At 60.3% G+C, this 11,657-nt stretch carries 8 protein-coding genes and 1 tRNA gene; 1 reads left to right on the top strand and 8 read right to left on the bottom strand.

The genetic code is table 11. The annotated features are described in order from the left end of the window. The first annotated feature begins 23 nt into the window (after positions 1-23). Positions 24-100: transfer RNA gene (locus VD811_07725), tRNA-Pro, on the top strand. Between the two features lie 951 nt (positions 101-1,051). On the opposite strand, the gene recG is transcribed toward VD811_07725, so the two are convergent. The 8 genes from recG to pyrR all read right to left on the bottom strand — a co-directional run bounded on the left by recG (position 1,052) and on the right by pyrR (position 11,443). After that, positions 1,052-3,205 (bottom strand): ATP-dependent DNA helicase RecG, encoded by a 2,154-nt coding sequence (gene recG / locus VD811_07720; GenBank protein ID HXV20858.1) that lies wholly within the window; start codon positions 3,203-3,205, stop codon positions 1,052-1,054. 12 nt (positions 3,206-3,217) lie between these two features. Beyond that, on the bottom strand, positions 3,218-3,421 hold the full coding sequence (locus tag VD811_07715) for a DUF1858 domain-containing protein (GenBank protein ID HXV20857.1): 204 nt from the start codon (positions 3,419-3,421) through the stop codon (positions 3,218-3,220). A gap of 79 nt (positions 3,422-3,500) precedes the next feature. Then, the gene (gene greA, locus VD811_07710) at positions 3,501-3,977 is read right to left on the bottom strand and encodes a transcription elongation factor GreA (GenBank protein ID HXV20856.1); all 477 of its coding nucleotides are present in this window, start codon (positions 3,975-3,977) and stop codon (positions 3,501-3,503) included. A 113-nt stretch (positions 3,978-4,090) separates the two neighbouring features. After that, positions 4,091-7,345 carry a carbamoyl-phosphate synthase large subunit gene (gene carB, locus VD811_07705; GenBank protein HXV20855.1) on the bottom strand — a complete coding sequence of 1,085 codons (3,255 nt, stop codon included), beginning with the start codon at positions 7,343-7,345 and terminating at the stop codon, positions 4,091-4,093. 75 nt (positions 7,346-7,420) lie between these two features. Then, positions 7,421-8,572 (bottom strand): glutamine-hydrolyzing carbamoyl-phosphate synthase small subunit, encoded by a 1,152-nt coding sequence (gene carA, locus VD811_07700; GenBank protein HXV20854.1) that lies wholly within the window; start codon positions 8,570-8,572, stop codon positions 7,421-7,423. 57 nt (positions 8,573-8,629) lie between these two features. Further along, positions 8,630-9,901, bottom strand: coding sequence for a dihydroorotase (locus tag VD811_07695; GenBank protein HXV20853.1), 1,272 nt, complete (start codon positions 9,899-9,901; stop codon positions 8,630-8,632). Between the two features lie 34 nt (positions 9,902-9,935). Beyond that, positions 9,936-10,868 (bottom strand): aspartate carbamoyltransferase catalytic subunit, encoded by a 933-nt coding sequence (locus tag VD811_07690; protein HXV20852.1) that lies wholly within the window; start codon positions 10,866-10,868, stop codon positions 9,936-9,938. 38 nt (positions 10,869-10,906) lie between these two features. After that, positions 10,907-11,443 carry a bifunctional pyr operon transcriptional regulator/uracil phosphoribosyltransferase PyrR gene (pyrR, locus tag VD811_07685; GenBank protein HXV20851.1) on the bottom strand — a complete coding sequence of 179 codons (537 nt, stop codon included), beginning with the start codon at positions 11,441-11,443 and terminating at the stop codon, positions 10,907-10,909. Positions 11,444-11,657: the final 214 nt, after the last annotated feature.

Raw genomic sequence — 11,657 nt, 5'->3', positions numbered from 1 at the left:
CATAATCCCGACTCGTTGATTGACGGGGTGTAGCGCAGCCTGGTAGCGCACCAGCATGGGGTGCTGGGGGTCGGAGGTTCGAATCCTCTCACCCCGACCAACGAGAAAAAGAGCCGTGACGCAAGTCGCGGCTCTTTTTTTATGTGCAGTGCACAACGAAACTTGCCGACAATCCGAAGGAAAAAAGTAGAAGCGGCAACAGTGCAACGTTCCGAACAGCGGCAGTGGTTTCTAGATATTTCGACGGGTCGGCCGGAATCAGAAGAATCCAGCTCGAAGTGGCGGATCGATGCCGAGAGGAGTCTGCGGATCTGAAGTGGATGAGGCTGACAGTGCAAAAGATGGAAGCGGACGTCAACGAACTCCTGCTTCGCTGTCCAATCAAAACGATAGAAAAAAAACGCAGCACGTTTGCCGCCCTCCAACAGCAGGAAGCAGGGAAGGAAGAAAGAAGCCGGCCTGAGGCTCACTTCCCCTGTGCATGTAACGTCGGATAACGAATATTATGTAAACTTACGTGTCCGTACTTATCCGAGAGTTCCTGGCGGGCCATGGACGCCCTAGGTGTACCCCCGTCGTGAGTCATGATGGCCCGAGGCGATTGCCCGTGGGCGCCGAAGTGCCGGCCGGCCGAAAAAGATCCCACACTTCCCCCTAGACCACGCGAAGAAGACGGCTTATAGGGCAAATTTCGCAGCCGCTTTTTTTAGCAACCCGGTCCGTCATCTCCCGCTTAGCGAATGGAGGGCCCATCTCCGGAAGTTGTCATCTCGCCGCAGGCTATCGACCGCATCGGGAGTGTCCCTCGCTGGAGAACATCCCCCCCTCTGGCGACCTCTCGTGGGCTAGCGAAGAAGGCCGCCCGGCGGCCAGCCGGAATTCCTGTTGATTGTCTCGGCGGAGATGTGGGCATGGCTTCATGCAGAGTAATCAGCGCCCTCCGTTCACCGCGCCGACGTCCATAGACTTAAAGTGTTTTCTTGCTCTCATTGCTTTTACTGTTCAATCGCAGCATGTTACGCGCATTTCTTGAGGCTGCTTCGAGGTCTGTTCAGCCGATGCTGGCCAGCTCCAGACGGCTCCCCCAACGCTCCAGCAGCACCGTCCGCAGCTCCGCATAGCGAGGGTCGGTCATGAAGGCCGGATCCGCGGCGAGTTGGAAGGCGTCCTGGCGGGCCGCCTCCAGAATCCGGCCGTCGCGCAGCAGGTTGGCGACGCGGAAATCGGGGAGCCCCGCCTGGCGGGTGCCGAGAAACTCCCCCGGTCCGCGGATCTCCAGGTCGGCCTCGGCGATGCGGAAGCCGTCGGTCGTCTCGCTCATGACCTGCAGCCGCCGCATTCCCTCCTCGCTGCAGCGGGCCGAACGCATCAGCAGGCAGGTGCCGGTCGCCCCGCCGCGTCCCACCCGGCCGCGCAGTTGATGGAGCTGGGCCAGGCCGAAACGCTCGGCATGCTCGACCATCATGACCGTGGCGTTCGGCACGTCGATGCCGACTTCGATCACGGTGGTGGCAACCAGGAGGTCGATCTGCCGCTCCTTGAAGGCGGCCATGGTCGCCTCCTTCTCCTCCGGCTTCATCCGGCCGTGCAGCAGGGCGATCCGGGCCTCGGGGAAGACCTTCTGCTTAAGATGCTCGGCCCCCTCGCTGGCCGCGAGCAGGTCGCTCTTCTCCGACTCCTCGACCAGCGGATAGACGATGTAGGCCTGCCTCCCCTCCCCCAGCTCTCGTTTAATGAGAGAATAGGCCCTTTCCCGGGACGCCTCCGGAACAACCACCGTCCGCACCGGGGTGCGTCCCGGCGGCAGCTCATCGATGACCGACAGGGCGAGATCCCCGAAGAGGGTCAACGACAGGGTGCGCGGAATCGGCGTAGCGGTCATGACCAGGATGTGCGGGTTCTCCCCCTTCCGGCGCAGGACGCCCCGCTGGCGGACGCCGAAGCGGTGCTGCTCGTCGATGATCCCCAGGCCCAGGCGCCTGAATTCCACCCCTTCCTGCAACACGGCGTGGGTGCCGACGACCAGGTGCACCTCCCCTGCCCTGAGCTGTTCGAGAATCAACCGCTTCTCCCGGGCCGGCAACGAGCCGGAGAGGAGCGCGGCCTTCAGCCCGAGTGTCTCGAGCCAGGGATGAAACTGGAGAAAATGCTGTTCGGCCAGGATCTCGGTGGGGGCGACCACGGCGACTTGGGTGTCGTTTTCGATGGCGACCAGCGCGGCCATCAGGGCGACGATGGTCTTGCCGCAGCCGACATCCCCCTGGACCAGACGGTGCATCGGGTGCGGCGCCATCAGGTCGGCCTTGATCTCTCCCAGCACCCGGCGCTGGGCCTCCGTCAGCCGGTACGGCAGCAGTGCCGCCAGCGGCCTGGTGTAGCGGTGGGTGACCTGGAAGGGGATGCCTTCCTCCAGCACCACGCCGCGCCTCTTGAGGGCGAGACCGAGCTCCAGAAAGAAGAATTCGTCATAGACCAGCGTGCGCCGGGCCGCGTCCCTCCCCTCTTCCAGCTCTTGTAGCGCCGCCTCGCCGGGAGGCCAGTGCACCCGCCGCAGTGCCTCGCCAAGGGGAAGCAGTCCGTGGCGCTGGAGAATCTCCGGCGGCAGCGACGAAACCACGTACTCGGCGTAGCGGTCGACGACCTCCTTCCAGATTTTGCGCACGCTCTTCTGGTGCAGACCTTCGGTCAGAGGATAAACGGGGAGAATGCGGCCGAAGCTCAGCGGGTCGGCTGCGATGAAGTCTTCGAGGGAGCGCTCCGGCGTGAGCAGTTCGATATCGGGATGATGAACTTCACGCAGCGTGCCGAAACGCTTCACCTCCCCGGTGACGAACACCCGGCGGCCGATGACAAAGCGCTGCAGCATCCATTCCCGGCGGTAGTGAAACCACTTGAGAACGACCTGCCCGGTGCCGTCGCCGACGATGACCTCGTAGAGTCTTTTCCGGCTGCGGGCGGTCTGGGCTTCGCCGGCGGCGAGGATTTCACCGCAGAAAACTTCCCGGGCGCCCTCCCGGAGGTGGGCGATCCTGCGAATCTGGCGGCGGTCTTCGTAGCGAAAGGGGAGCGTGTAGAGGACATCCTCAATGGTGAAGATGCCCATTTTGGCAAGCTGCTGGACGATGCGGGGACCGACCCCCCGAATTCTCTCGAGGGGGGTGGCGAGGACTTCCTTGCGGCATTGACAGGCAGGGGTCAGGGGCATCTCCCCTCCCCTTTATTTGGCAAAAATAGCGTTGAGATCCCGGAGGATTTCGTTGACGTCGAGTCCGTGTGCAATGGCCCCCTGCTCAAGGGTTTCCTTCATCGCACCCATGCACCCAATACAGCCGAGGTTGTATTTGCCGAGAACCTTGGGGACCTCGGGACTCATCTGCAACACCTGGTGAAAGGTCATGTTCTTCGTAATTTTTTCGGTCATGGATTCCCTCGAATAACTAACGTGTGAGGCTTCAGGGGGCTGGTTATAGGTTTGCTGAAACTTAAATTTTAAAATCGCCTTATTCGTATTTGATGTCGATGACTTCGTAGATTCTGAGACCTGAAGGGACCTTGATCCGCACTTCATCGTCGAGCCGGTGGCCGATCAGAGCCTTGCCGACAGGCGAATTGACGGAAATTTTGCCAGCCTTGATCTCGGCTTCGTCCTCACCGACGATCTGGTAGGTCACTTCGCTGCCGGAATCGACATCAAACAGGGTCACGGTAGCACCGAAAACCACCTTGTCCATGTCAAGTTCGGCGGGGTTGATGACCTGGGCGCGGGCAATTTTGTCGTTGAGTTCCTTGATCCGCCCCTCAATGAAGGCCTGACGCTCTTTGGCCGCGTCGTATTCGGCGTTTTCCGACAGGTCACCATGGCCACGGGCCTCGGCGATGGCCAAAACCACTTGCGGACGGTCGACTCGAATCAGTTTTTTCAACTCATCCTGCAGACGCTGATACCCTTCTCGGGTCATGGGAATCGATTGGGACATCTGTTCTCTTTCCTCGTCAAGCGTAAAATAAGCGGGCGGGTTGCCCCGCCCGAATGGTGCCACATTTAAAATGACTCTCGCCTGAAGGCCGATCCGGCCCGGGGCAGGAGTCATTATTGGGGATAATACTCTTGAAGCGGAGTGACGTCAAGAGTTTCGCGCCGCATGGCCAGAATTCCATCCACGGCGGCCTTCATGCCAGCCACCGTTGTGAAGTAGGCCACGTTGTTCATCAGGGCCGAGCGCCGGATGGAGTAGGAGTCGGCTACAGACTGGGCGCCGAAGGTGGTATTGAATACCATGGCGATCTCGTGGCTCTTGATGGCGTCGACGCAGTGGGGCCGTCCCTCCTTGACCTTGTTGATCGGCTTGGTCGGCACCCCTCTTTCCGTGAGGAAAGAGGCCGTGCCATGCGTAGCGACGATTTCGAAGCCAGCCTCGACAAGCTTGCGCGCCGGTTCGACGATGTACTTCTTGTCGGAATCCTTGACGCTGATGAAGACCGTGCCGGCCAACGGCATTCTGACATTGGCGCCGAGCTGTGCCTTTGCGAAGGCGTGGCCGAAATCGAAGTCGATCCCCATCACCTCTCCCGTCGACTTCATCTCCGGGCCGAGCAGGGTGTCGACCCCGGGGAATTTGACGAAAGGGAAAACCGATTCCTTGACCGAGATATGCTTCGGGATGATTTCGCCGGCGACCCCCAGCTCTGCCAAAGAGCGGCCAGACATAACCCGGGCGGCGATCTTGGCCAGCGGCCGGCCGGTCGCCTTGGAGACAAAGGGGACAGTCCGGCTGGCCCGGGGGTTGACTTCGAGCAGATAGACGGTACCATCCTTGACCGCATATTGGATGTTCATCAGGCCGACGACTCCCAGCTCCAAAGCCAGCGCTACCGTCTGCCGGCGGATTTCGTCGACCACGTCCGCTGCCAGTGAATAGGGAGGCAGAGAACAGGCCGAGTCGCCGGAGTGAATTCCCGCCTCCTCGATATGCTGCATGATCCCGCCGATTACCACCTCGCGGCCATCGCAAAGGGCATCGACGTCGACTTCGGTCGCCTCGTCGAGGAACTTGTCGACGAGGATCGGATGCTCCGGTGAGGCAGCGACCGCGTACTTCATGTAGTTGCGCAGCTGTTCCACCTCGTAGACGATTTCCATCGCCCGGCCGCCCAGAACGTAGGAGGGGCGAACCACGACCGGGTAGCCAATGCGGTCTGCGACTTTTTCCGCTTCCTCGAAAGAGCGGGCGATGCCATTTTCGGGCTGCTTCAGGTCGAGCTTGTGCAAAAGAGCCTGAAAACGCTCCCGATCTTCAGCCCGGTCGATGGCATCCGGCGACGTGCCGATGATCGGCACCCCGGCCTTCTCCAGCGCCACCGCCAGCTTCAGCGGGGTCTGTCCGCCGAACTGGACGATGACGCCGACCGGTTTCTCGATCTCGACTATTTCCAGGACGTCTTCGAAGGTCAACGGCTCGAAATAGAGCCGGTCCGAGGTGTCATAGTCGGTGGAGACCGTCTCCGGATTGCAGTTGACCATGATCGTCTCGAACCCGTCCTGGGCCAGAGCGAATACGCCGTGCACGCAGCAGTAATCGAACTCGATCCCCTGGCCGATGCGGTTGGGGCCACCACCCAGGATCATGATCTTTTTCCGGTCGGTGGGAGAGGCCTCGCATTCCGATTCGTAGGTCGAATAGAGATACGGAGTATAAGCCTCGAACTCGGCGCCACAGGTGTCGACCCGCTTGTAGACCGGACGGATCGCGAGGTCGTGGCGCAGCTTCCGCACATCCGCCTCGGTGATTCCCCAGAGGACGGACAGACGTTTGTCGGCGAAACCGGTTTGCTTCGCCTCGCGCAGCAGGTCACGGAACTCCGGCCCGTCCTTGGCCACCAGCGGCGCAGCCGCTACCAGGCGCTCTTCCATGTCGATAATCTGCCGGATGTTGTGCAGAAACCATCGATCGATATAGGTCAGCGCGAAGAGCTCATCCAGAGAGAAGCCGGCCCGCATGGCATCGGCCAGGTACCACATGCGCTCCCAGTTGGGAATCCGCAGCTTGGCCCGCAGCGTATCGAGTTCCCCTTCGGTCAGAGCGCGCCGATACTCGCCCGGTGAGGTAAAAAGACGGCTCTCGAAACCGTGCGAGCCGATCTCCAGAGAACGCAGTGCCTTCTGCAGGCTTTCCTTGAAGGTACGACCGATGGCCATGACCTCCCCCACCGATTTCATCTGGGTGGTCAGGGTGGCGTCGGCCTGGGGGAACTTCTCGAAAGTGAAACGGGGGACCTTGGTTACCACGTAGTCGATGGTCGGTTCGAAGGAGGCGAAGGTCTCCCGGGTGATGTCGTTCGGAATCTCATCGAGGGTGTAGCCGACCGAGAGTTTGGCGGCAATCTTGGCGATAGGGAAACCGGTCGCCTTGGACGCGAGCGCCGAGGAGCGGGAGACGCGCGGATTCATCTCGATGACCACCATGCGGCCGTCATTCGGGTTGATGCCGAACTGGATGTTGGAGCCGCCCGTCTCGACGCCGATCTCACGGATGATCTTGATGGCCGCATCACGCAGCAGCTGGTATTCCTTGTCGGTAAGGGTCTGGGCAGGAGCGACGGTGATCGAATCCCCCGTGTGAACTCCCATCGGGTCGAAGTTCTCGATGGAGCAGATGATGACGACGTTGTCGGCCAGGTCGCGCATCACCTCCAGCTCAAACTCCTTCCAGCCGATCACCGACTCCTCAACCAGGATTTCGCTGGTCGGCGAGGCATCGATGCCGGCCACGGCCATGGTCTCATACTCTTCGCGGTTGTAGGCAATGCCGCCGCCGGTTCCGCCGAGCGTAAAGGAGGGACGAATGATTGCCGGGAAGCCAACGTGCTCGACAACCTCCATGGCCTCCTGATAGTTGTGTGCCAGGCCGCTGCGGGGAACAGCAACGCCGATCTTTTCCATTGCTTGCTTGAACAGGGTACGGTCCTCGGCTTTCTCGATGGCCGGCAGCTTGGCGCCGATCAGCTCGACGCCGTACTTCTCCAGCGTTCCGTTCTTCGCCACCGCCACCGCCGTATTGAGAGCAGTCTGCCCGCCCAGCGTGGGGAGGAGCGCATCGGGGCGCTCCTTCTCGATGATCTTCGCCAGCACCTCAGGGGTCACCGGCTCGACATAGGTGCGGTCGGCGAAGTCCGGATCGGTCATGATGGTCGCCGGGTTGGAGTTGAGAAGGATGACCGTGTAACCCTCCTCCTTCAGGGCCTTGCAGGCCTGGGTACCGGAATAGTCGAACTCGCAGGCCTGGCCGATAACGATCGGGCCGGCGCCGATGATCAGGATTTTTTTTATATCGGTTCTTTTAGGCATCGTAATTCCTGGCAAAAGGCTAAGGGCTAATGGCTGAGGGTGAAAGACCTGAGGATTAAAAAGCTTGGCACTTGATCAGCCCTTCGCCTTTTGCCCTTCGCCCTTTGCCGAGTTTTCTTTTTCCATCATCTCGATAAACCGCTCGAAGAGATAGCGGGCGTCGTGCGGTCCGGGGGAAGCCTCGGGATGATACTGCACGGAGAATGCTGGCAATTTCTTGTGAGTCAGACCCTCTACGGTGTTGTCGTTAAGGTTGATATGCGAGATGACCCCCGCATCCCGGATCGAGTCGGCATCGACGGCAAAGCCGTGGTTCTGGGCGGTAATCTCCACCTCATGGCCCTCGCCGCGCCGCACCGGCTGGTTGCCGCCGCGATGGCCGAACTTGAGCTTGTAAGTCTTGCCGCCGAGGGCGATGGAGAGAAGCTGGTGGCCGAGGCAGATGCCGAAAATAGGCTTGTTGCCAAGAATTTTGCGGATATTTTCCTGGGCGTAGACAATCGGTTCCGGGTCGCCGGGGCCATTGCTGAGGAAAACACCATCCGGATTCATCGCCAGCACCTCTTCGGCCGGGGTATCGGCGGGAACCACTGTAACGTCGCAACCGGAAGCGACCAGGTTGCGCAGAATGTTGCGCTTGATGCCGAAATCGTACGCCACCACCTTGAAGCGCGGTGCTTCCTTCGACGGCTGATACCCCTCTCCGAGATTCCAGGGGCCTTCCGTCCAGTGGTAAGGCTGCCGGCAAGTCACTTCCCGTACCAGGTCACGGCCGACGATCGACGGGGCCTTGCGAGCCTTTTCCACCAGGCTCTGCGGATCGAGGTCGAGGGAAGAGATGATCCCGGTCTGCGCACCTTTGTCGCGGATATGCCGGACCAGGGCACGGGTGTCGATCCCCTGGATGCCGACGATGCCGTTCTCCTTGAGGTAAGCGTCAAGGCTCATCTGCGATCGCCAGTTGGAGGGGAAGTCGCTCGCCTCCTTCACCACGAACCCGGAAAGGAAAGGGCGTACCGATTCCACGTCCTCGAGGTTGATTCCGTAGTTACCGATCAGGGGATAGGTCATGGTGACAATTTCCCCGGCGTAGGAAGGATCGGTGAGAATTTCCTGATAACCGGTCATGCTGGTATTGAAAACCACCTCGCCGGCAACCTCGCCGGGGGCGCCGAGGGCATTGCCGTAAAAGACCCGGCCATCGGCCAGGGCCAGAATTGCTTTCATGCCGTTACTGCTCCTTAAGGTTCTGGTTTAAAGAATTCTTTCAAGTGTCCGAAAACTTTACCTTTGATAAACAATCTTGCCGCCGACGATGGTGTGCGTAGCCGCTCCTTTCAGCTTCCAGCCGTCGAAGGGGGTGTTCTTGCTCTTGGAGAGAAGCTTTTCCGCCGAAACCGTCCACTTCAACTCGGGATCAATGACGGTGACGTCGGCGGCAGCGCCTACCTCCAGCATCCCGCGCGGGATACCGAGGGCACGGGCGGGGCCAATGGTCAGTCGGGCGATGGCGTCTTTCAGGGGGAGGACACCATCCTCCACCAACCGCAGAGAAAGCGGCAGGGCGGTTTCGAGTCCGACGATCCCGTTCAAGGCAATATTGAACTCGACGTTTTTCTCGTCAAGGTGGTGCGGCGCATGGTCGGTAGCGATGGCGTCGATCGTCCCGTCCGCCAGGCCGGCTCGAACTGCCGCCACGTCCTCGGCGCTGCGCAGCGGCGGGTTCATCTTGGCGTTGGTGTTGTAGCCGCGCACCGCCTCGTCGGTAAGGGTGAAATGGTGCGGAGTCGCCTCGCAGGTAACCCGCACACCGCGTTTCTTGGCGGCACGAACGATCTCGACTGCCCCCCGGGTCGAAACGTGAGCCACGTGCAGTCTGGCCCCGGAAAACTCGGCCAGCATCACATCCCGAGCCACCGCAGCGTCTTCGGCGACCCAGGGGATTCCTTTGAGCCCCAGTTCAGTGGCGACAAAGCCTTCGTTCATCACCCCTTCGCCGACCAGCGAGATGTCTTCGGCGTGGGAAATGACCGTCAGCCCGAAGGGGCGCGCATATTCGAGGGCCCGTCGCATCAATTCGCCATTGCCCACCGGCCTGCCGTCGTCTGAAACCGCGAGACAACCTGCCTCTTTCAGCTCTCCCATCTCGGCCAGAGACTCGCCTTTCAACCCCTTGGTGATGCTGCCGACCGGAAAGACGTTGACACACCCCTCTTCAGCGGCCTTGCGCCGAATGTAGAGGGTGACCGCCTTGTTGTCGTTGACCGGGTTGGTGTTGGGCATGCAGGCCACCGAAGTAAAACCGCCGGAAGCGGCCGCCCGGGTGCCGGTCACGATGTCTTCCTTGTACTCGTAGCCAGGATCGCGCAGGTGCACGTGGATATCGATCAGCCCGGGAACCACCAGCTTTCCCCGGGCGTCGATCGTCTCCGCCCCGCCAGTTTCGATACTTTTGCTGATACTGGCGATCTTGCCGTTCTCGATGAGGAGATCGAGAGTGTCATCGATGTTATGGACCGGATCCACCACCCGCCCACCTTTGAGCAATATTTTCATAGTCAGTCCCCGCAAAAGAGAGTTAATTCGTTCTTCAGCCTTCCGCCTGCTCGCCCCCGGCAACCAGATAGAGCAGCGCCATGCGTACGGCGACGCCGTTTTCCACCTGCTCCAGAATGACGTTCTGCGGCCCGTCGGCGACATAGGAAGATATCTCGACGCCGCGGTTCATCGGTCCGGGATGCAGGACGATGGCGTCCTCTTTGGCCAGCTTCAGGTTGTTGGGGTTGAGCCCGTAGAAGCGGGCGTATTCACGCAGAGTCGGCAGCATGGTCTTGCCTTGCCGCTCAAGCTGGATGCGCAGCATCATGATGACGTCCGCGTCCTTGATTGCCGCGTTCATGTCGGTATAGACCTCGGCGCCGAGACGCTCGATGCCGGGCGGCACCATGGTGCCGGGGCCGGCCAGGCGGACGGTCATTCCCATTTTTTTCATGGCATAGAGGTTGGAACGGGCCACCCGGCTATGAGTGATATCACCGATTATGGCTACCGTAAGCCCCTCGAGTTTCCCCTTGTGCTGACGAATGGTGAGCAGATCGAGCAGTGCCTGGCTGGGATGCTCGTGGGCTCCGTCGCCGGCATTGATTACCGAGCAGGCGAGACGTTCGGCGAGGTAATGGGGTGCGCCGGATGCGGCGTGGCGCATGACGATGATATCCGGAGCCATCGCCTGGATGTTTTTTGCGGTATCCTCGAGGGTCCCCCCCTTGACCACCGAGGAGGACGAAGCGGTGATATTGATGGTATCGGCAGAGAGTCGCTTGCCGGCAATCTCGAAGGAAGTACGGGTGCGGGTGCTGGCCTCGTAAAAAAGATTGACGATGGTCCTGCCGCGCAAGGTCGGAACCTTCTTGATCGTGCGGCTGTTGATCTCCTTGAAGCTGTCGGCGGTATCGAGGATCAGTTCTATATCCTCCCGGGAAAGCTGCTCTGTGCCAAGGATGTGTTTGTGGCGAAAAGACATGGCGAACCTCCTGAAGAATGCAGGCTGGGGGCAAGATTCTAGGGTTTTATGAGTCGAACCTCGGTTGGCGTGCGCTTGGCATCGAACTCAACTTCAATCTTCTCCTCACGGGAGGTCGGCACATTGCGCCCGACATAGTCGGGTCGGATCGGCAGTTCCCGATGCCCGCGATCGATCAGCACGGCCAACTGGATGCTGCGCGGCCGTCCCAGGTCGATGAGGGCATCCATGGCCGCCCGGATCGTTCGACCGGTGTAGAGGACGTCGTCCACCAGAATGACGCGCTTGTCGTCCATGGCGAAGGGGATGTCGGTTCGGCCGATCGGCATGCTGCCGCGCGAACCGAGATCGTCACGGTACATGGTGATATCGACGGTTCCGGTGGGAATCTCCTCTCCCTCGATCTCGGCGATGCGGCGACGCAGTTCACTGGCCAGGTCATCGCCGCCGGTGCGGATGCCGACCAGCACCAGGCCGGCCGTTCCCTTGTTCCGCTCGAGAATTTCGTGGGCAATGCGGGTCAGTGCCCGGTTGATACCGGATTGATCAAGAATCACCGTTTCGGTCTTTGCCATACCTGCCCTCCCTTCCCTGCGCTCTTGATACAAAAAAAGTACCTCCCCGCGTTTTGCGGAAAAGTACCTGGACATACAATTAGACTTGTCTGCAGTTCCATGTCTGCCACCCTTGTTAACCTCACGGGGCTAACTTAAAAGGGACACCTGTAAAATTTTCGCGACTATATCAAGCGGCCGCGGGAAAAGTCAACAAGAAGTTTGTCGCACCAAG

The organism is Desulfuromonadales bacterium (assembly GCA_035620395.1).
Classification (GTDB): domain Bacteria; phylum Desulfobacterota; class Desulfuromonadia; order Desulfuromonadales; family DASPGW01; genus DASPGW01.
This window is presented reverse-complemented; position numbering and strand designations above follow the sequence as displayed.

Excerpts from the sequence above, each read along its gene's own strand:
- carB (HXV20855.1), bottom strand. The coding sequence starts at position 7,345 with ATGCCTAAAAGAACCGATATAAAAAAAATCCTGATCATCGGCGCCGGC.
- VD811_07715 (HXV20857.1), bottom strand. The coding sequence starts at position 3,421 with ATGACCGAAAAAATTACGAAGAACATGACCTTTCACCAGGTGTTGCAG.
- pyrR (HXV20851.1), bottom strand. The coding sequence starts at position 11,443 with ATGGCAAAGACCGAAACGGTGATTCTTGATCAATCCGGTATCAACCGG.
- VD811_07690 (HXV20852.1), bottom strand. The coding sequence starts at position 10,868 with ATGTCTTTTCGCCACAAACACATCCTTGGCACAGAGCAGCTTTCCCGG.
- recG (HXV20858.1), bottom strand. The coding sequence starts at position 3,205 with ATGCCCCTGACCCCTGCCTGTCAATGCCGCAAGGAAGTCCTCGCCACC.
- VD811_07695 (HXV20853.1), bottom strand. The coding sequence starts at position 9,901 with ATGAAAATATTGCTCAAAGGTGGGCGGGTGGTGGATCCGGTCCATAAC.
- carA (HXV20854.1), bottom strand. The coding sequence starts at position 8,572 with ATGAAAGCAATTCTGGCCCTGGCCGATGGCCGGGTCTTTTACGGCAAT.
- greA (HXV20856.1), bottom strand. The coding sequence starts at position 3,977 with ATGTCCCAATCGATTCCCATGACCCGAGAAGGGTATCAGCGTCTGCAG.